The sequence below is a fragment of the Hydrogenophaga sp. genome, from assembly GCF_014773545.1.
Classification (GTDB): Bacteria; Pseudomonadota; Gammaproteobacteria; order Burkholderiales; family Burkholderiaceae_C; genus Hydrogenophaga.
This window is the reverse complement of sequence record NZ_SDDV01000001.1, coordinates 290,396-309,625: the sequence shown is the minus strand read 5'-3', so window position 1 is coordinate 309,625 and position 19,230 is coordinate 290,396. Positions and strand designations below refer to the sequence as shown.

The window sequence follows — 19,230 nt, the reverse complement described above, 5'->3', positions numbered from 1 at the left end:
TTGTTTTCTCCGCGAGGGCCCTGATACGCTCAGACCGAAGGCTGCGCCGGGTCGGCGCTGAACCAGTGGGCGCGAGCTTGCATGATCAGCGCGGTGGCTTCTTCTGAAGTTTGCCCGGTGATGTCGGTCAACTCGTCGCTGGACAAGTCGGCCAATTCATCGCGGGTGTGAATGCCGCCGTCGGCCAGCTTGGCCACCAATTCGGGCGTCACGCCTTGGAGGTCGCGCAAGTCCTGCGACACATCCCCGACGCTTTCTTCGCGGGCAATCTCCATCGTCAACAAAACGTCCTTGGCGCGGCTGCGCAGCTCGTTGACGGTTTCCTCGTCGAAAGACTCGATCTCCAGCATTTCCTGCAGGGGCACATAAGCCACCTCCTCCAGACTGGTGAAGCCTTCTTCGATCAGGATGTCGGCAATTTCTTGATCGACGTCGAGCTTGGCCATGAAAAGCGTGCGAATGCCTTGCGCCTCGGCGTTTTGCTTCTGCGCCGACTCGTCAACGGTCATGATATTGATGCGCCAGCCGGTCAATTCAGACGCCAGGCGGACGTTTTGCCCGCCGCGGCCAATGGCAATGGCGAGATTTTCCTCGTCCACCACCACGTCCATGGCGTGGCGCTCCTCGTCGACCATGATCGACTGCACATTGGCCGGTGCAAGCGCGCCAATCACGAACTGCGCCGGGTCTTCGCTCCAGAGCACAATGTCCACCCGTTCGCCGGCCAGCTCGTTGGTCACACCGTTGACGCGCGAGCCGCGCACCCCGACGCAGGTGCCAATCGGGTCGATGCGCTTGTCCATCGTATGTACGGCAATCTTGGCGCGTGAGCCAGGATCGCGGGCACAAGCCTTGATCTCCAACTGGCCTTGCTCGACCTCGGGCACTTCCTGCCGAAACAACTCGACCATGAAGGCCGGCGCCGAACGCGACAAGACGATGGGCGCGCCACGCAGCGTCAGATCGACATCTTTGATGATGGCGCGCACGCGGTCGCCCGTGCGGAAATTCTCCTTCGGAATCATCTCGCTGCGCTTTAATCGACCTTCCACGCGACCGCTCTCGATGATCAAGTCACCTTTGTCCATGCGCTTGACGGTGCCGACAAAAATTTTGTCGCCACGCGACATAAAGTCATTCAGCAGCATTTCGCGTTCGGCGTCGCGGATTTTTTGCAAAATGACTTGCTTGGCAGCCATGGCGCCTATGCGTCCGATCGGCACACTTTCGATCGACTTCTCGATGTAGTCGCCTTCTTCGATGTCGGCCAGCTCCTCGCGTGCGTCCGACAGCAGCTCCTCGGCGTCCGGGTTTTGCAAACCAGCCGCATCGGGCACCACCAGCCAACGGCGAAAGCTTTCATAAGCACCGGTATCGGGGTCCATGACGACGCGAATATCGACCTCGCCTTTGTAGAACTTCTTGGTGGCCGAAGCCAGCGCCTGCTCCACTGCGCCCAACACCACGTCGCGCTCGACATTTTTCTCGCGCGAGATCGCATCGATCAGCATCAACATTTCGCGGTTCATTTCACTCGCCACCTTTTCAGCAATCTTTGTTCAGACTCAAAACCGTAATCCAGCCACGGCCAGCAACGACCCATGACCCTCATGGCGCGGCTTGCGCGCCCGGGTCGCTGCGACCCTTGAAATTCACCAGCGGCGCCAGTCGCGCCTGCTGCAACTCGTCGAGCTTGAAGCGCATGGCCTGCAAGGGCGGCGCAGCGCGCTTCTTGCTCACGCGCTGCCCCGGCTTGAGCGCAGGCTCGTCGCTCCAGACCAGTTGCCAGCCCAAGCCGTCTGCAGTGCGCTCGAGCGTGCCGCGAAACTTCTTGCGATTGGCCGCCACGCCGGCGCCCGTGACGCCGATCGGCTCTTTCAATACGATGTCCAGCACGCAACCCTGGAAGCGAACAAAATCGAGCTCGCCCTTGAGCAAGCGGTCAATGCCCGGCGAGCCGACCTCGAGCCGGCGGTACTCCAGACCCTCGACTTCGAGCAGATACTGCAACTGGCGGGTGATTTTTTCGCAGTCTTCGACCGTGACGAAGCGCTGCACGGCCAGCGGCTGTCCAGCCAGCGGCGGCTGCCAAGGCCAATCTATCGTCACCCGCAGCAAACCTCCAGCGCAACGCTCGAGTTCGACCAGGTCGTAACCCAGCCCGGTCACGGTTTGTTCTACGGTTTCCTGCCAAGCCATCTTGCGTCGTGTCTGCCCTGGATTGGGGTGCTGAGAAAGTAAAAGCGATAAAAGCGTTCAACCAAAAAAAATGGGCCGGTGATAACCCGCCCATTTGGTCGTGAAGCGCGCATTCTAACCGTTTTCTTGCCGGTTTGCAATGCCCGATCTTGCCTGCGCTGCCTGATACCGGCACCTGTTGCCAGGCGCCGGCACGGCGCCTCAGTGGAACTGCTCTTCTTCGGTCGAGCCGCTCAGGGCTTTGACGGAGGACGAGCCGCCTTGAATCACCGTGGTCACGTCGTCAAAGTAGCCGGCACCGACTTCTTGCTGGTGCGACACGAAGGTGTAGCCCTTCTCGCGGGCGGCAAATTCCGGCTCTTGCACCATGTTGACGTAGTGCTTCATGCCTTCGCCGCGGGCGTAGGCGTGGGCAAACTGGAAGGTGTTGAACCAGTTGATGTGAATGCCGGCCAGTGTGATGAACTGGTACTTGTAGCCCAGTGCCGCCAGGTCTTCCTGGAACGTCGCGATTTGCGAGTCGTTGAGGTTTTTCTTCCAGTTGAAGGAAGGCGAGCAGTTGTACGACAGCAGCTTGCCCGGGCAGGCGGCGTGCACGGCCTGGGCGAATTCGCGGGCAAACCCGATGTCGGGCACGCCGGTTTCGCACCACACCAGATCGGCGTAGGGCGCGTAGGCGATGCCGCGGCTGATCGACTGCTCCAGGCCGTTCTTGACCCGGAAGAAACCTTCTTGCGTGCGCTCACCGGTCAGGAAGGGTTTGTCGTTGGCGTCGTGGTCGCTGGTGATCAGGTTGGCGGCTTCGGCGTCGGTGCGCGCCAGCACGATGGTCGACACCCCCATGACGTCAGCGGCGAAGCGGGCAGAAATCAGCTTCTCGCAGGCTTCTTGCGTCGGCACCAGCACCTTGCCACCCATGTGGCCGCACTTCTTCACGGCGGCCAATTGGTCTTCGAAGTGAACGCCAGCGGCACCGGCGGCGATCATGTTCTTCATCAGCTCGAAAGCGTTGAGCACACCGCCGAAACCGGCTTCGGCGTCGGCGACGATGGGCAGAAAGTAGTCGATGAACTCGGGCGAACCCGGTTCGATGCCACGACCCCACTGAATTTCATCGGCGCGCTTGAAGGTGTTGTTGATGCGGCGCACCATGGTCGGCACCGAGTCGTAGGCGTAGAGCGACTGGTCGGGGTACATGGTTTCGCTGGTGTTGCCGTCGGCCGCCACCTGCCAGCCCGACAGATAGACCGCTTCCAGACCGGCCTTGGCCTGCTGCATGGCCTGACCGGCGGTAATGGCGCCGAAGGCGTTGACGTAGCCTTTCTTGGCGCCGCCGTTGACCTTGTCCCACAGCTTTTCAGCGCCGCGCTTGGCCAGCGTGTGCTCGATTTGCATGCTGCCGCGCAGACGCACCACATCGGCGGCGCTGTAGCCGCGCTTGACACCCTTCCAGCGCGGGTTGGTCGCCCAGTCTTTTTCCAGGGCTTCGATCTGTTGGGCACGGCTGAGTTGTTCGGTCAGAGATTGGGACATGAGTGGACTCCTTCTGGTTAAAAAAATGGACAGGCCGCCGGGCTCTGCACAGGCACTGCTGCTGCAGTCACTTTACGTCTTGACCATGTCTTTTGAAAGCTCTTATGTCTTATATAAGACAAAAATTTTCTGCTTTGAAAACAAGCAACTGGAAAATAATTTCATCATTCGGAATTTTTTTCTGTCGCCATGAGAAATTTCTTTGCAGCGCAACGCCGATGCATTCCGCATTGTGAACATTGATTCTTTCCATGCAGAAACTCGCGCGGGGTTGTCCTTGAGCGCGGGCGTGACCGCGCAGGTCATGGAGATCGGGCACAGGACGGACGGCTCCAGCCCGGTAAAGCGCATGAAGCCTGCTGCCCGGGACAGGTGTGGGCTGGGGCTGCCCCCACCCCCGCCCTCTCCCATTGGGCCTATCTGTCAAGTTCCGTGCGATTATGTACCCTGTCGCAGCTGGCCGTTGTTTCGAGCGCGTGCTGTCTTAACGTGCGATCTCATCGGTAAAACCGATGGAGTCAATTCGGGGTACGAGTCGGTGAAGGCGCGCCAAGTTAGCTATCGGGATACAAGCTCCCAAAGAATTTTCTCGGCGTCTACCCCAGCACCTCCACCCCTGAGTTTCTTTCATCATCCGGGGCGTCGGCCTGGATTCATGAAAGTTAGCGATTCAGCCAGCCGCGCCCGGACTTCGCGCCGAAGAAACTTGGAGCTCATCTGATGTACCGTTGAGTGGCACGCCACACATGACCGGTAAGCCATTGGTGCCTTTGTGGCCCGTACGTTAGCGTGGTTGGGTTGCGTCTTCGACATTGGTGAGGCTCATGGCTGCCGTTGCGGTGGCGATGACCATCCCGATTGGCGAAACGATAAGGATCGCCGGACGTTCCACAACAAGGGCAGATGACCCGTCACCCCATCGTGCGCGCTCAAGGTAAGCCGCGCACGCCGCCCCGTCAGGGAAGAGGCGCTGGAACTCCGGCAGGGAGCGCGGAAACGGCAGATCGTCTCGCTCAAGCACGTCGATAACCATGGTCGCCCCAAGTCAGCGCAGATGCTCAACACACTACCGGTAGTGGGTTTGGGTGACAACCGGATAAGAACGGTTCAATCTTCCACAAAAGCCTCTTGCCGCTTTTTCCTGATGGACGGCAATAAAACGACAATCAACAGCAAGACCGCGATCAGCAGCAAGGTGGCCGAAATCGGGCGGCTGACAAACACCGACCAGTCGCCACGCGAGATCAGCAAGGCGCGGCGCAAAAACTCTTCCATCATGGGGCCGAGAATGAAGCCCAACAGCAAGGGGGCAGGCTCGCACCCGAGTTTGATGAAGATGTAGCCGATCAAGCCAAACAGCGCCACCATCCAGATGTCGAAGCTGTTGTTGTTAACCGAATACACGCCGATGGCACAAAACAGCACAATGGCTGGGAACAACCAGCGGTACGGCACCGCCAGCAGCTTGACCCACAGACCGATCAGCGGCAAGTTGAGCACAACCAACATCAGGTTTCCGATCCACATGGAGGCAATCAGGCCCCAGAACAGCTCGGGGTTGGAGCTCATGACCTGCGGACCCGGCTGGATGCCGTGAATCGTCATGGCGCCCACCATCAAGGCCATCACGGCATTGGGCGGAATGCCCAGCGTGAGCAGGGGGATGAACGAAGTTTGCGCGCCGGCGTTATTGGCCGACTCGGGTGCGGCCACGCCGCGAATATTGCCTTGGCCAAACGGAACCTCACCCGGGCGCAGCCGGGTTTTCTTCTCGATCGTGTAGGCGGCAAAGGCCGACAGCAGCGCGCCGCCGCCCGGCAAGATACCCAGCGCCGAACCCAGCGCCGTGCCGCGCAACATGGCGGGCACCATGCTTTTCACGTCTTGCCTGGTTGGCATGATGCCGCTGACCTTGCCCTGCACGATCGCGCGGTTTTCCTCGGGTTGTGACAGGTTATGAATGATTTCGGCGTAACCAAAAACGCCCATGGCCACCACCACGAAGCTGATGCCGTCGGTCAACTCCGGAATATCAAAGGTGTAGCGGGCCACACCCGAATTGATGTCGGTGCCGACCAGGCCGAGCAGCAAACCGAGCACGATCATCGCCAGCGCCTTGAGCAGCGAACCCGAGGCCAGCACGACGGCGCCGATCAGACCGACCAGCATGAGCGAAAAATATTCGGCCGGGCCAAAGCTGAGCGCGATCTCGGTCAACGGCGGCGCAAAGGCAGCCACCACCAGGGTGGCGACGGTACCGGCAAAAAACGAACCCAACCCAGCCGCCGCCAGCGCCGGACCAGCCCGGCCCTTGAGCGCCATCTGATGGCCGTCGATGACCGTGACCACCGAAGACGATTCACCCGGCAGATTGACCAAGATCGCCGTCGTCGAGCCACCGTACTGGGCACCGTAGAAAATGCCGGCCAGCATAATCAGCGCGGCCAGCGGCGGCAAACCGTAGGTCACCGGCAGCAGCATGGCAATGGTGGCCACTGGGCCGATACCGGGCAGCACGCCGATCAGCGTGCCCAGCAGGCAGCCGATGAAAGCGAACAGCAGGTTTTCAAAGGTCAGCGCCGCGCCAAAACCGAGCGCCAGGTTGTCGAGCAATTCCATTTTTTCAACCCAGTCTCAGACGCTCAGGAACTCAGGCCACACCGGCAGGCGCAGATCGAGGGCAAAGACAAAGGCCAGATAACAGCCCAGGGACAAACCGACAGCCAGCAACAGCGACTCTTTGAACGAATGGTTTTTGCGCGCCATGCCGACAATGAATACCAGCGCAAAAATAGCCACTAGCAAGCCCATGGCGGGCAAACCCCAGGATGGCAGTCCGACCAGCAGGGCGCCAAATGCCAGGTTACCCAGCAGCACGAAACCGAGCGGCCGCCAGGCAAAGGCGCCGACCTTGTCGCCGCCCGGCAAGCCATGGGTGAACGACTTGAACGTGATGAGCGCGCCCAGCAATGCCAGCAGCACCCCCAGCAGCAGCGGAAAATAGCCCGGCCCCATGCGGGCGGCGCTGCCGATGGTGAATTGAGTCGCCCCGAGCGCGAACGCCAAACCGACCACGGTAAACATCAGTCCGGCGAAAAAATCTCTCTGACTGGCCAGTTGCACGGGCATCTCCTTGGTTTTGACCCAGCCTGTATTTTGTCGGCTGCCGCAGACGCAGCCCATGTGGCTTACACCTACCGGTTCAGCCCGGTGCAGTCTTGAGCTCAGCTTGGGCTGAGCCCTTCGACCCTTCGACCAGCTCAGGACAGGCTCAGGACAGGCTTGTCGAAGGGCTCATGCTGCACAGTTGCCACTTCACTGGGCCGGATCAATAGGCGGCTCACCAGCGACCCAGCGGCTGACGCGCACGCGCCGCAGCAGCAATCTGCTCGGCCACCGAACTGCGATCGGCCCGGTGCGCGAAGTCAATCGCCGTCAGCCCCTGCTCATTTTTCAGCAACGGGTTGGCTCCTCGCATAAGCAACAGTTGCACCACCGACGATTGACCGTAGAGGGCGGCCATCATCAGCGGCGTGCTTCGGTTGGGCGACTCGGCGTTTATCAAGGCTTGCTGCTCCAGCAACAAGCGCACGATATCGATGCTCTGCGGAGCATCACTGGATGCGGCGTAATGCAGCGCGGTCCAACCGGGCTGGTTGACGGCGGCCCCGCGCTCGATCAGGCGGCGCACCAGCGGCAAATGTCCTCTGAGCGCAGCCATCATCAGCGCGGTCTCACCGCTGGGACTGCGCGCCTGTAAGTCGATGCCGGGATGCTCCAGCAACAAGGCAGCGACGGCAAACGACTCGGCCCGCAGCGCCAGCAACAAACCAGGCTCGCCAGCGGCGTTGCGCGTGTTGAGGTCAAAACCACGCAACGCCAAGGCCGTGACGGCGCTGGGACGATCGCGTTGGATGGCGGTGAAAAATTCGTCCAATGAACTTGCCCGAGCGGATATCTGCGCGCCGCACAGGGCGACAAAAACCAACACAGCCACCAGTTTTCTGACCGCCGCCAAGGGAATCTGGCGCATGTTCAGGTGCATGTTCAGGCCCCTGTCCGGTCGAACAATTGCTCAAAATTGCGGCTGGTGGCGTCTGCCACCTGCTCCAGCGTCAGCCCCTTGATCTGCGCGATCTGCTGCGCCACGTAAGGCAGATAGGCCGGCGTGTTGGTCTTGCCTCGGTGCGGCGCCGGAGCCAGGTAAGGGCTGTCGGTCTCGATCAGGATGCGCTGCAGCGGCACGAAAGCGGCAATTGCGCGCAGGTCGGCGGCGTTGCGAAAGGTCAGAATGCCGGAGAAAGAAATGTAGAAGTCCAACTCCAGCGCGGCGCGGGCGACCGACTCGGTTTCGGTGAAACAGTGAAACACCCCGCGCGCGACGGCCGCAGCGGCACCAGCAGGCGAGGCAAATCCGCCCTCTTCGCGCAGGATAGACAAGGTGTCGGCCGCCGCACTGCGGCTGTGAATCACCAGCGGCAGGCCGCTGCGGCGCGCAGCGCGAATGTGAATGCGATAGCGCTCGCGCTGCCAGGCCATGTCGGCCACGCTGCGGCTGCCCAGCCGATAGTAGTCCAGCCCGGTCTCGCCAATGCCGACCACGCGCGGGCGCGCCGCACGCACGAGCAAGTCGTCCAGCGAGGGCTCGTGCACGTCCTCGATGTCGGGGTGAACGCCGACGGTGGCCCACAGATGGCCGTGCTGCGTCGCCAGGGTATGAACGGCGTCGAATTCTTCCAGCGTGGTGCAAATGCACAACGCGCGCTCGACCTGCGCCTGCGCCATGGCAGCCAGCACCGCCGGCAAGTGATCGCGCAATGCAGGAAAACTCAGATGACAATGCGAATCGGTAAACATGCTCGGAAGGCGCAACGGGCACGGCGTCGCCAGTAGATCCGCCAGTTCAGAAGGTTTGCGTCGGGCGATCGGAGCCCAGGCTGGAGCCGAGAATTTCTTCGATCTTGCGCTTGAGCTGACGCGATTTCTCGTCCGCCGGAAAGCGGATGCCCACCCCCTGGGTGCGCCCTCCATGTGACTTGACCGGCGTGATCCAGGCCACTTTTCCCGCCACCGGATAGCGCTGCGGGTCTTCGGGCAGGGTCAGCAACACGTAGACGTCGTCACCCAGGCGGTGCTCGCGGTTCGATGGAAAGAAAATGCCACCGTCGGCGAACAAGGGAATGTAGGCTGCGTACAAGCCGGCCTTCTCCTTGATGGAGAGCTGGATCACGCTCGGACGGGCCGCGCCGGCTGCGGCTGCAGGGGGGACGTTCATGGCAATAGAGTGTAGCTTGTCAAAGCGCGAAATTTTTTATCGATCGCCCGACGGCATAAACAGGTGCAAACCGCCACAGCGTCTCGACCTGAACGCTGAACGGAGTGGTTCGGGCTCTCAGAAATCTGGCCCCTGCGGCTGCTCCCACACCGTGCGCGCGCGCGCCGCCCAGGCTTCTTGCATGAGAGCGGCGTTGAAGGGGTGTTCGACCGTGCGCGCCGCCGCCATCAAGTCGCGCGACCACTGGGCCAGCGCACGCCAGCTCGGGGGAGCGGGCAGTGCTGTGGACAGAAAAAACCGTGGCGCACCGCCCGCAGCGAGCGCCATCAGATCGTGGCAGAGTTGTTGCAGCACGACGAGTTGACGCACCGGCGGCCAGTCGGCCAGCAAAGTCCAGTCGCCGCGCGCCAGCGCTTGCGGCAGTTGTGTCCAGGTCGGGACATCGAGGCCGCTGCGCGCCCACGCCAGCGCATCGTCGGGGCGACCACCGGCGGCTTGCAGCCATACAGCGGCCTGCTCGCGCGTGGCGGCGGTTTTGCCCAGCGCCAGGCTCTGCGCCTGCAACCAATTCAGCGCCTGCTCAGGCTGCGGCCAGACCATGGCGTGGCTCTGGCAGCGGCTGCGTATGGTGGGCAGCAACTGGTGCGCGGCTTCGCTGGCCAACACAAAGCGCACCTGCCCCAGCGGTTCTTCCAGCGTTTTGAGCAAGGTGTTGGCCGACTCCGGGTTCATGCGTTCGGCCGGATACACCAGCACCACCTGGGTGCCGCCGCGGGCACTGGTGAACTGGGTGAAATGGATGACTGAGCGCGCCGCCTCGACCCGAATCCACTTGCTGGGCTGGCGTTTTTTATCGTCGATCTCTTTTTGCGCGCTCTCCTCCAGCGGCCAAGCCAGCTTCAGGTGCAAAGATTCTGGCAGCAGCACGCACAAGTCGGCGTGGGTGCGCACGTCCACCGCGTGGCAACTGCCGCAGACGCCGCAGGCGCCGTGCGCGCTGGGCCGCTCGCACAACCAGGCACGCGCCAGCGCCAGCGCCAGTTCGTATTGACCCAGACCGCTGGGGCCGCACAGCAGCAGCGCATGGCCGCGCTGCGTCAGCAAGCTGGCAAGCTGCGGCAGCAGCCAGGGTGCGAGTGGCGGCGGGCTGGCAAGCGAAACGGACATAAGGGGTTCCCGGGGCAGAGTCAGGCCGTTGGCGGCCAGTCGGTCGATTATCTGAAATACCGGTCGCCCCGCATCAACCCCTGGGATGGTGCGCGGCGACGATGTTTTTGAGCCGCTCGCGTGCCACGTGGGTGTAGATGGTGGTGGTGGAGATGTCAGCGTGCCCGAGCAGCAGTTGCACCGCACGCAAATCGGCACCGTGGTTGAGCAAGTGAGTGGCAAAAGCGTGCCGCAAAGTGTGCGGCGACAGCGGCGCCGTGATGCCGGCCGCCAGCGCGTGTTGCTTGACGATCTGCCAAAACCGCACCCGCGTCATGGCGTGCCCGGCGCTGCTGCCGCGTGCGGCGACAAACAAGTCCGGGCTTTGCCGGGCCAGCAACAGCGCCGGCCGGGCCTGCTCCAGATAACGATCCAGCCACAGAGCGGCCACCTGACCAAACGGCAGCAGCCGCTCTTTGTCGCCTTTGCCGGTAATGCGCAGCAAGTGGTCGCTGCGCACGAGTTGGAAGATTTTCAACCCGACCAGTTCGCTCACGCGCAGTCCGCTGGCGTACATCAGCTCGAGCATGGCGCGGTCGCGCAAACCCATGGGTGTTGCGGAGTCGGGCGCGTCGAGCAGGGCTTGCACCTGCCGTTCGCTCAGCGTCTTGGGCACCCGCAAAGCGACGCGCGCGCTCAGCAGGCGCAGCGTCGGGTCGGCGTGAATGAAGCGCTCGCGCAGCGCCCAGTGAAAAAAACGCCGAAACACCGTTAGTCTGCGGTTGGCGCTGCTGGCGCGAGTCTGCGCGTGGCGCTCGGCGAAGTACCGGTTCAGATCGAGCTCGCAGGCGTCGACCAGGGGCCGTCCCTGAGCGGCCAACCACTGGCTCAGCAGCAGCAGGTCGCGCCGGTAGGCGTCGAGCGTGTTGCGCGCCAGGCCCTCTTCGAGCCACAAACAGTCGATGAAGGCCTGCACGCTGGCTTGGCTGGCCGCCAGCATGGACGCATCCGCCGACCCGCTGCCGGTTGACGCTGGCGTTTGGTCTGGCAGCACGGCAAGCCTGGGGCGAAAGTAAAACGCCGACGGTCAACGGCTGTTGGCGCCGCTCAAGCGCCGCACGCGAGCCAAACCACCGCCTGCCTCAGCGTGGACTGCGCCGCACCTGTGGACGGGCGTGTCCGCCTTCGCTGCGGCGCGGCTGAAAATCGCTGCCGCGCTCGGCGCCCTTGTCGCTGCGGCCCAAGCTGGTAAAACCGCTGGGCCGAGTGGCCGGGCGCGCCGCCGGGCCGCTGCGCTCAGCCCAGCCGCGCGCGGCCGGACGGTGTTCGCTGGGCGGGTCAAAACGGGTCTCGCTGCGCGGCTCGAAGCGGCCCTGATCCGGGCGCGGTGCGTCACGGCGGGCGTCAAAACGCGCCGGGGCCGCACTGCGGCGTTCGGCAAAACGGTCGTTCGTTCGGCCGGCGAAGCGCCCGCCCGCGCCAGCGCGGGCCACGGGGTCGGACGGTGGAATGCGCAGGCGTGGCTCCATGCCGGGCACGGTTTGCACCGCGATACGCTGGCGCGTGAAGGATTCGATGTCGCTGATTTTGCGCCGATCGCGCAGCTCGGCCAAGGTGACGGCCAGACCGTCGCGCCCGGCGCGGCCCGTGCGACCGATGCGGTGCGTGTAGTCTTCGGCCTTCATCGGCAGGCCGAAATTGAACACGTGGGTGATGGTAGGCACGTCGATGCCGCGCGCAGCGACATCGGTCGCCACCAGAATTTGCACCTGACCGGCGCGCAGCGCCATCAAGCGGCGGTTGCGTATACCCTGGCTGAGTGCGCCGTGCAAGGCCACGGCAGCAAAACCGACCTGTTGCAAATCGGTGGCCAAACCGTCGCATTCAATTTGCGTGCTGCAAAACACAATGGCTTGATTGATGCTGGCGTCACGCAGCCAATGATCCAGCAGCGCGCGCTTGTGCTGCGCGTTGTCGGCCCAGAATAAGCGCTGCTCGATGTTGCTGTGCTGCTCTTGCGGACTGTCGATCTGAATTTTTTGCACATGCTGGCCGCCGTCGTGCATCACGCGCAGGGCGAGCTGCTGGATGCGCGGCGCAAAAGTGGCGGAAAACATCATGGTCTGGCGGCGCTGGCTGGTCAGTTCGTTGACCTCGGCCAGATCGTCGGAGAAACCCAAGTCGAGCATGCGGTCGGCTTCGTCGACCACCAGGAATTGCACCCGGTCGAGCTTGATCTGCTGCGAGCGCTGCAGATCGAGCAAGCGGCCAGGGGTGGCAACCACCAAATCGGCGTTTTGCAGCTTGGCAATCTGCAACTGGTAAGGCATGCCGCCGACCACGTTGGCAATGCGCAGCCCACGGCAGTGGCGCACCAAGTCGATGGCGTCATTCGCCACCTGCTGCGCCAGTTCGCGCGTCGGGCACAGAATCAGCGCGCCGGGTGTGGCGGCTTTGAAGTTGCGCGCGCTGGTCGGGTCTTTGCGCTTGGGTGCTTTGGGTGCAGACTCACCGCGCGCCAGGGCTTGCGCGGCGGCGCGTTCACGCTCGGTGCGTTCTTGCGCCTGCTCTTGGGCACGCTGCTGCAACAAAGTGTGCAGCACCGGCAGCAAAAATGCAGCGGTTTTACCGCTTCCAGTCTGGCTCGAGACCATCAAGTCGGCGTAGCGCTGTGCGCCTTCGCTCAGCAGCGCCTTGGGCACCACCTTGTTCTGCACCGGGGTGGGTTGCTGATAGCCCAGGTCGGTGCAGGCTTGCACCAACTCGGGCGCCAAGCCCAGGCGTTCAAAGCCATTGGGCTGCGCAGGCGCCGGCGCGGCCGTGTTCAGCGGCTCGAGCGCCGCGTCGGTGTCGGTGATGATAGAAAAATCGTCGTTGGCGAGGGTGGCGGATTCAAAAGCGTCGTTCATGTTCCATCTTCCTGGTGCGCAAAGATAAGGCGCGCACGTGGACGAGCAAAGCGGGAACCGAACCTGGTGGTTTTTCCGGGCATGGCCGGAGCCGCAGGGTCAGCGCTGCTTCGTTCGTGGTTGGCAAAAACATCAACCATCAAACGAAGCGCGCTGCTGTCCAGAACAAAAGTCTGGCCGTGGCGGCGCGTGGGCCCTGGAGATCAATGCTGAGCTTGAAAGACCGGCCGGCGGCTGGTGACGTTCAAGCCCGCGGCCGTCTAAAGCAAAACCAGTCGCCTAAAGGCGTCGATCTGCATGACGGCATCAGGACTCTGAGTGTGAGGCAGATGCACAATTCAGCGCAGAAATCTGCGCAGCCCTTGATTATCGCATGGTTTTAAACTCTGCGTAAAAAACAAATGCACCCGACCCTCACCGATGCCCCCGGGTCTGCTCGCCCCGCAAGGGCTTGATCGGCTTTGACGACGCCGCTGGCCCGTGCGTCAGAGCACCGCTTCCGACCCCTTGGATCGACCGTGATGCGCCACCAACTGAGTTAACAAAGCCGACGCGACGCGCGCCATCGGCCCGTCGGCGCGGCTGGTCAGGGCGATCGGCACGCGCGCACCCAGCACCAGTCCGGCGCCGGTGGCACCCGCCAGGTATTCGAGCTGCTTGGCCAGCATATTGCCGCTCTCCAAGTCTGGCACCATCAGCACGTCAGCCTGCCCCGCCACTGGGGAGTCGATGTTTTTGATCGTCGCCGCCTCGGCCGAAATGGCGTTGTCGAAAGCCAGCGGGCCATCCAGGATGCCCCCGCTGATTTGCCCGCGGGCGGCCATTTTGCACAGCGCTGCAGCATCCAAGGTGGACGGAATATTGGGGTTGACGGTCTCCACCGCCGACAGCAAGGCCACGCGCGGCAGCACCACGCCCAGCACGCGCGCAAAATCAATTGCGTTTTGCACAATGTCGATTTTGTCGGCCAGCGTCGGCTGGATGTTGAGCGCAGCATCTGTGATCAGCAGCGGCTTGCTGTAGAGCGGCACATCGAAACGAAACACGTGCGACATGCGCCGACCGGTGCGCAGCTCTTTGCGCGCCAGCACGGCGCGAATCAATTCATCGGTGTGCAAGCTGCCCTTCATCAGCGCGTCTACGGCTGCATCGGCAGCGAGTGCAGCCGCGTGTTCGGCCGCTGCATGGCTGTGCAGCACGTCGACGATTTCGACGTCGTTCAAGTCCAGGCCGAACTGCTCGGCCACGGCGCGTATGCGGGATTCGGGACCGATCAGGACCGGAATCAGCAAACCGTGACGGGCCGCATCGATGGCGCCGGTGAGTGAGCCTTGGTCGCAGGGATGAACCACGGCACAGCGCACCGGTGCCAGAGCGCGACCGAGGGCCAGCAGTTCGTTGAAGCGGGCCTGCGGGTCGAACAACTGAATCTGTGGCACGCTGCTTCTGGGTAGGCGAATTTTTTGCCGCGGGGCCAACACGCGCGCCGTGCCGTGCAGCACGCGCTCGCCTTTTTGGTTATTTACCTCGCAGGCCAGCTCGACCGCCTTATTCGCTTCGTCCTTTGTAATGACGACCGCGCTCACCGTCAGCGTGTCGCCAATGCGAACCGGTCGCTCGAAGTGCAAGGCCTGCGCCAGATAAATGGTGCCGGTGCCCGGAAACTGGGTGCCCAGCAGGGCCGAAATCAAGGCCCCGCTCCACATCCCGTGCGCAATGACACCATGAAAACGGGTGTTGTTGGCGTAGTCCGCGTCCATGTGCGCGGGGTTGGTATCGCCCGAGACGGCGGCAAAAGCCCGAATATCCTCGTTCGTGAGGGTGCGCAGCAGCCGCGCACTCTGACCGATCTGCAATTCGTCAAAGGTGTGGTTTTCAATCAAGTCGCTGGAGAGATTCATATAAAGGCTTTGCTTTGAGTCAATGGATATTCGGGTCGCAGGTCGTTCCATCTAAGCGTTCAACTTCATGCGTCCGCCTTGGCCGCCCTTTTCTTGCCGCTGTGTTTTTGTCCCTGCCGCAGCGCCTGCAGGCGGCGCTGCAGCGGCTCGTCGGCCACGCTGATGCTGGCAACCCTGCCTGCGTAGATCAGGCCTTCGTTGCCGTCGAGGGTGACGATGTCGCCCTCACTCAAGGCATGGTCGCCTAGGCGCAGACTGCGCTGCGCTTCGTTGATTTGCAGCGTCTGGCAGGCCACCAGGCATACCTTGCCGAGCTGGCGCGCCACCACCGCCGCGTGTGAGGTGCGCGCGCCGCGCTGGGTCAACAAGGCGACCGACAATTCCAAGGCGGCGATGTCGCTGGTCTGCGCATCCGGGCGCAGCAGTACCACCGGCACGCCGGCGGCTACGCGCTCGCGCACCCGGGCTTCGTCAAACGCCAATTCGCCCCAGGCCACGCCGTTGCCGGCCGATGTCGCGCCCGCCAGCGGCGCGGCCACGGCGCCCGACTCGTCCTGCGTCAGCAGCCGCTCGGTTGCCAGCTCGTGCAGTTGCAGCGCCTGCGTGCGCTCCAGCGCGGTCACGGCGTCGATCAGACCTTCGTCGAACAGGTCGAGCGCAATGCGTGCCGTCGCCAACGCGGTGCGCTTGCCCGAGCGGCTTTGCAGCATGAACAGCGCGCCGTCCTGCACGGTGAATTCAAAATCCTGCATGTCCTCAAAGGCCTGCTCCAACTGGGTGGCTACGGCCTGCAACTGGGCCCAGGCGGTGGGTGCGGCTTGCGCCAGCGCCTCGTGGCCGTGCGCGTTGCGCTGACCGGACACCACGTCCTCGCCTTGTGCGTTGGGCAAAAAATCGACCCACAGCCGGTTCTCGCCCGAGTTGGGATCGCGCGTGAAACCCACGCCCGCGCCCGAGTGGCAGCCCGAGTTGCCAAACACCATGCGCTGAATCGTCACCGCCGTTCCCATGGCGGGGTCGATGCGGTGAATTTCCCGGTAGGTTTTGGCCTTGGCTTGCTGCCAGGAGGCAAACACCGCCTGCACCGCAGCGCCGAGTTGAGCCCGCACATCCTGCGGAAACGGTTCGCCGGCGTGCTGCTGGTAAAGCGCCAAAAAACGCTGGCTCAATTCGCGCAGTTCGCTGAAGTCGAGCCAGCGCTCGTCGCGCCCTTGCGTGACGCGGTCTATTTCCTCCTCGAACAAGGCCGCTGGCAGGCCCGCGACCACACTGCCGTAGGTGGCAATCAGGCGCCGGTAGCTGTCCCAGACCAGGCGCGGGTTGCCGGTCTGGCGCAACAAGCCGGGCAGCGTGGCCTCACACAAGCCGACGTTGAGCAGCGTGTCCATCATGCCCGGCATCGACACCGGTGCGCCCGAGCGCACCGAGACGATCAGCGGTTGGCGCCGGTCGCCGAACACCAGTTCGGTGGCTGCTTCCAGCGCTGGCAGGCCCACGCTGAACAGCGGCAGCATGCAGGTTTCGGGTGCGCGCGTGAAATGGGTGCCGATCACCAGCGCAGGCGGCACCGGCAGACCGATAGCGGCCATGCGCAGCAGGTTGTGCGCCTTTGACCCCATGTGCTCGCGGTCGGGCTTGTGATGCGTCGGCGCCGGATTGCTGCCGATCAGGTAGAAGTGTTTGGGCCAGTGTGAGGTATTGCTCATGGGATTTTCGTCGAGGCGGCTGCTCAGGCAGCCAGACCGGACTTGCTGAACACCAGCTTGCGCAGCGCATAGCCGGCGCTCAGCAGGCTGTCGGTGGCGTTTTCAATGGTGGCGGCGAGTTCGGTGGCGAGTGAAAAAGCGGTCGGGTGGGCGTGCAGGTGCAGCACGATTTTTTCCCGCGCGCTGCGCAGCAGGTCATCACAAATGCGCTCGGCACGCAACATGCGCCACAGCGTCTGCAAAAAGGCTTCGCTGTCGCTGGGTTCGACCTGCTCGCTCATGTGGCGGGCGATCTCGATCGCTTTGACCTGATCTTGAATCGCTGCCAGCGTGGTGTCGGCCAGTTCAGCCAGCACCCGCAGCACCGGCGCTGGCAGTTCGGGCAGCGGAGACGCCAGCAGCAGGTGGTGCAAAAAGCTGGCCTCTTCGAGCGCGTCGGCGATGTCGTCCGAGGCTTCCAGCAAATGCACCATCGGCAGCCAGCGGGTTTGCCGCTCGGCGCGCCGGCGCGCCTCCATCAGCAAATGGTCAGCCTTGCGTTCCCAGGCCTTGGCGCGCTGCGCCGCTTCGGCGCTGTCGCTGCCAAACTCAAATGCATCGCTCAAAGACAGCGCCAGCGCGTGGCAGTAAGCCGCGTGTTCGGCCAGCAAGTCAAACTCGAAGGTGCGCCGGCGCAGCACGCGCGCCAGCAGCAGCCGCGCTTCGTCGGCGATCAATCCCACCGGCTGCTGCTGGCGCAGCTTGACGCTGGCCATGCGCAGCAAATCCTGCAAAAAAGCCTGTGCGACCGCCTCGCCCAGCACCAGGTCGAGCCGGTCACCGATGCGAAACGCCTCGCTGTCTATCGTCTGCATGGCCTCGAACACCAGTTGTTCGCCGCCGGCGAGCAACCAGGCCATGTGGCCCAGGTCGTGTTCGGCGGCAAAGCGCAGCACCGCCAGCGCCACCGGTTTGCGCACGAAGAACTGCAAGCGCTTGCGGGCGCGGTTCCAGTCGATCACGAACACGATGCGCGAAGCCACGGCTTCCAGTGCGTTTTGCAGCTCGACCAGATCGTCGGCCTTGAACACCGCGTTGCCCACGTGGTAGGGCTTGCCTTGATTGAGCTCGCCACTGACCCTGGGCTCGAACACGGTCCAGACAAAGCCGCGCTGCTGCAGCATCTGACGGAAAAAATCAAAGCGTGTCGGATGCAGGTCGGAATAGCACAAGTGAATCGTCTGGCCTTCGACCTGGATCACCAGCACATGCGCGTCATTGGTGCCGATGTCGTTCTGAATCAACAGACGCGCGCCGTCACGGGTGACGGCGGTGTCCAGGCCAGGGTGGTTGAACTTGAGCGCGGCGGTGCGCGCCAAGCCGCGCATGAAAGCCCGGATCAAGGGCCGGTCGGCCTCGTCGACCTGCCAGACGTGCGCGCCGTCTATGTTTTCGGTCGCCACCGCCACCGCCATCGCATTGAGCTGCTTGTGCAAGTCCATCACCAGCAGGTGCAGGCTGTCGCCGACACGCCGGTTGCCGTGCGTCAAGCTGTTGAGCGCGGCCAGGCTCAGGCCCTCCTCGTCGCTCAAAGTCTCGATTTCCTGCAACCATCGGTCGCGCCGTGCCGCCAGGGCGGCATCGCGGTGCTCGGCCACGTCGCACAGCGGCCGCGCCATCAGGCTCAGATCGGCCGCCAATGCCGCCAGCCATTGCGCGAGCTCAGACACGATCAAGACCTGATCCTGCAAGTAGGTCGTCTTGGCCACCTCTTTGAGCCAGACCGCGTCGCGCAAACCCAGTTGCGCCATCTCGCGCGCCCAGTCGGGCGAACTGCTGGCCGGATCGGCAGCGCGCAGCGCCGCCGACTGCATCACCGAGAGATACAGCTTCAGACGGTCATTCGCCTGCAAGGCCACTTTGATCCAGGCCGGCAGCAGCAGCGAAGGCTGTCCGAGCGAGGCCACCGCTTTTTGTTTCTCCATGCATCCATCCTTGGTGTTGTCAACAACCTCGCATCATCCGGTTCTAGTATGGCGAATTGGTGAAAACGCCCGTCGCGCAGCTGCGTCGAGTGGCTGTTTGACCCCGAGTTTGACCCCGAACAAGAAAATGCGCCAGCCTGGTTTCTGTCATTTTTTTGACATGAAACACACGGCCTGGCGCGCTATGCTTGCCCGTGACCGAGCCGAAGCCGGTTGATCACCAGCGGGTTTGGTCTCGCAGGTTTTTGGAAATACAGGAGAAATGAGCATGCGAGCCCTGAAGTTAGTCAGAAAACGGATCGAAAACCAGCCCAATAATCCGGCGGCGGAAATTTTCTCCCGGCTGGTGCTGGCGCTGGAGTCGCAGACGCCGTTCCAACTCGCCGACCTGTACCAGCTCGACTTCGACGACTTTGGCCTGGCGCTGGATTTGTTGAACGAGTGGCGGCTCGATCGCTACTATGCCAGCAAGGGGCGCTTGCTCGACTTGTCGATGCAACACGCCGATCTGCAGGCGCAAAGCGAGACCAGCCCTTTCACTGAAGCAGGGGCAAAAAAAATCGCCTGAACTCGGCTCGACCGCGTGCTGCCGACAAG

At 62.9% G+C, this 19,230-nt stretch carries 15 protein-coding genes and 2 pseudogenes; 1 reads left to right on the top strand and 16 read right to left on the bottom strand.

Annotation, left to right across the window (positions count from 1 at the left end; all coding sequences use genetic code 11):
- Window positions 1-29 precede the first annotated feature (29 nt).
- From nusA to EST26_RS01380, 16 genes and pseudogenes are all read right to left on the bottom strand, one after another.
- Complete coding sequence (nusA, locus tag EST26_RS01455; protein WP_291064772.1) at window positions 30-1,529, bottom strand: transcription termination factor NusA; 1,500 nt, start codon at window positions 1,527-1,529, stop codon at window positions 30-32.
- A 79-nt stretch (window positions 1,530-1,608) separates the two neighbouring features.
- Window positions 1,609-2,199, bottom strand: coding sequence for a ribosome maturation factor RimP (gene rimP / locus EST26_RS01450; protein ID WP_291064770.1), 591 nt, complete (start codon window positions 2,197-2,199; stop codon window positions 1,609-1,611).
- A 201-nt stretch (window positions 2,200-2,400) separates the two neighbouring features.
- Window positions 2,401-3,732, bottom strand: coding sequence for an isocitrate lyase (gene aceA / locus EST26_RS01445; protein ID WP_291064768.1), 1,332 nt, complete (start codon window positions 3,730-3,732; stop codon window positions 2,401-2,403).
- Window positions 3,733-3,981: 249 nt separating this feature from the next.
- Window positions 3,982-4,125 (bottom strand): annotated as a pseudogene (locus tag EST26_RS01440) (hypothetical protein); the annotation flags it as partial.
- 470 nt (window positions 4,126-4,595) lie between these two features.
- Window positions 4,596-4,765 (bottom strand): annotated as a pseudogene (locus tag EST26_RS01435) (transposase); the annotation flags it as partial.
- Window positions 4,766-4,839: 74 nt separating this feature from the next.
- Window positions 4,840-6,351, bottom strand: a complete 1,512-nt coding sequence (locus EST26_RS01430) for a tripartite tricarboxylate transporter permease (protein ID WP_291064767.1) — start codon at window positions 6,349-6,351, stop codon at window positions 4,840-4,842.
- A 15-nt stretch (window positions 6,352-6,366) separates the two neighbouring features.
- Complete coding sequence (locus EST26_RS01425) at window positions 6,367-6,855, bottom strand: tripartite tricarboxylate transporter TctB family protein (RefSeq protein WP_291064766.1); 489 nt, start codon at window positions 6,853-6,855, stop codon at window positions 6,367-6,369.
- Between the two features lie 217 nt (window positions 6,856-7,072).
- The gene (locus EST26_RS01420; RefSeq protein WP_291064764.1) at window positions 7,073-7,777 is read right to left on the bottom strand and encodes an ankyrin repeat domain-containing protein; all 705 of its coding nucleotides are present in this window, start codon (window positions 7,775-7,777) and stop codon (window positions 7,073-7,075) included.
- A gap of 2 nt (window positions 7,778-7,779) precedes the next feature.
- On the bottom strand, window positions 7,780-8,589 hold the full coding sequence (locus tag EST26_RS01415) for a TatD family hydrolase (RefSeq protein WP_291064762.1): 810 nt from the start codon (window positions 8,587-8,589) through the stop codon (window positions 7,780-7,782).
- A 46-nt stretch (window positions 8,590-8,635) separates the two neighbouring features.
- Complete coding sequence (locus EST26_RS01410; protein WP_291064760.1) at window positions 8,636-9,007, bottom strand: PilZ domain-containing protein; 372 nt, start codon at window positions 9,005-9,007, stop codon at window positions 8,636-8,638.
- Window positions 9,008-9,124: 117 nt separating this feature from the next.
- Window positions 9,125-10,174 (bottom strand): DNA polymerase III subunit delta', encoded by a 1,050-nt coding sequence (locus tag EST26_RS01405; RefSeq protein WP_291064758.1) that lies wholly within the window; start codon window positions 10,172-10,174, stop codon window positions 9,125-9,127.
- Window positions 10,175-10,247: 73 nt separating this feature from the next.
- Complete coding sequence (gene xerD / locus EST26_RS01400) at window positions 10,248-11,153, bottom strand: site-specific tyrosine recombinase XerD (RefSeq protein WP_291064827.1); 906 nt, start codon at window positions 11,151-11,153, stop codon at window positions 10,248-10,250.
- Window positions 11,154-11,295: 142 nt separating this feature from the next.
- Window positions 11,296-13,062, bottom strand: coding sequence for a DEAD/DEAH box helicase (locus tag EST26_RS01395; protein WP_291064756.1), 1,767 nt, complete (start codon window positions 13,060-13,062; stop codon window positions 11,296-11,298).
- A gap of 485 nt (window positions 13,063-13,547) precedes the next feature.
- Window positions 13,548-14,963 (bottom strand): bifunctional enoyl-CoA hydratase/phosphate acetyltransferase, encoded by a 1,416-nt coding sequence (locus EST26_RS01390; protein ID WP_291064754.1) that lies wholly within the window; start codon window positions 14,961-14,963, stop codon window positions 13,548-13,550.
- 65 nt (window positions 14,964-15,028) lie between these two features.
- Window positions 15,029-16,669, bottom strand: a complete 1,641-nt coding sequence (locus EST26_RS01385) for a PEP/pyruvate-binding domain-containing protein (RefSeq protein WP_291064752.1) — start codon at window positions 16,667-16,669, stop codon at window positions 15,029-15,031.
- Window positions 16,670-16,692: 23 nt separating this feature from the next.
- A complete protein-coding gene (locus tag EST26_RS01380; RefSeq protein WP_291064750.1) occupies window positions 16,693-18,633 on the bottom strand; it encodes a phosphate transport regulator in 1,941 nt (646 codons plus the stop codon).
- 268 nt (window positions 18,634-18,901) lie between these two features.
- Here EST26_RS01380 and EST26_RS01375 point away from each other — a divergent pair, with 268 nt between their 5' ends.
- A complete protein-coding gene (locus EST26_RS01375) occupies window positions 18,902-19,201 on the top strand; it encodes a hypothetical protein (protein ID WP_291064748.1) in 300 nt (99 codons plus the stop codon).
- Window positions 19,202-19,230 lie beyond the last annotated feature (29 nt).

What these genes read in the sequence shown, in the direction of transcription:
- EST26_RS01385 (WP_291064752.1), bottom strand. Translation starts at nt 16,669, where the DNA reads ATGAGCAATACCTCACACTGGCCCAAACACTTCTACCTGATCGGCAGC.
- EST26_RS01410 (WP_291064760.1), bottom strand. Translation starts at nt 9,007, where the DNA reads ATGAACGTCCCCCCTGCAGCCGCAGCCGGCGCGGCCCGTCCGAGCGTG.
- EST26_RS01395 (WP_291064756.1), bottom strand. Translation starts at nt 13,062, where the DNA reads ATGAACGACGCTTTTGAATCCGCCACCCTCGCCAACGACGATTTTTCT.
- EST26_RS01420 (WP_291064764.1), bottom strand. Translation starts at nt 7,777, where the DNA reads ATGCACCTGAACATGCGCCAGATTCCCTTGGCGGCGGTCAGAAAACTG.
- EST26_RS01415 (WP_291064762.1), bottom strand. Translation starts at nt 8,589, where the DNA reads ATGTTTACCGATTCGCATTGTCATCTGAGTTTTCCTGCATTGCGCGAT.
- aceA (WP_291064768.1), bottom strand. Translation starts at nt 3,732, where the DNA reads ATGTCCCAATCTCTGACCGAACAACTCAGCCGTGCCCAACAGATCGAA.
- xerD (WP_291064827.1), bottom strand. Translation starts at nt 11,153, where the DNA reads ATGCTGGCGGCCAGCCAAGCCAGCGTGCAGGCCTTCATCGACTGTTTG.
- EST26_RS01375 (WP_291064748.1), top strand. Translation starts at nt 18,902, where the DNA reads ATGCGAGCCCTGAAGTTAGTCAGAAAACGGATCGAAAACCAGCCCAAT.
- EST26_RS01405 (WP_291064758.1), bottom strand. Translation starts at nt 10,174, where the DNA reads ATGTCCGTTTCGCTTGCCAGCCCGCCGCCACTCGCACCCTGGCTGCTG.
- nusA (WP_291064772.1), bottom strand. Translation starts at nt 1,529, where the DNA reads ATGAACCGCGAAATGTTGATGCTGATCGATGCGATCTCGCGCGAGAAA.
- EST26_RS01380 (WP_291064750.1), bottom strand. Translation starts at nt 18,633, where the DNA reads ATGGAGAAACAAAAAGCGGTGGCCTCGCTCGGACAGCCTTCGCTGCTG.
- rimP (WP_291064770.1), bottom strand. Translation starts at nt 2,199, where the DNA reads ATGGCTTGGCAGGAAACCGTAGAACAAACCGTGACCGGGCTGGGTTAC.
- EST26_RS01390 (WP_291064754.1), bottom strand. Translation starts at nt 14,963, where the DNA reads ATGAATCTCTCCAGCGACTTGATTGAAAACCACACCTTTGACGAATTG.
- EST26_RS01430 (WP_291064767.1), bottom strand. Translation starts at nt 6,351, where the DNA reads ATGGAATTGCTCGACAACCTGGCGCTCGGTTTTGGCGCGGCGCTGACC.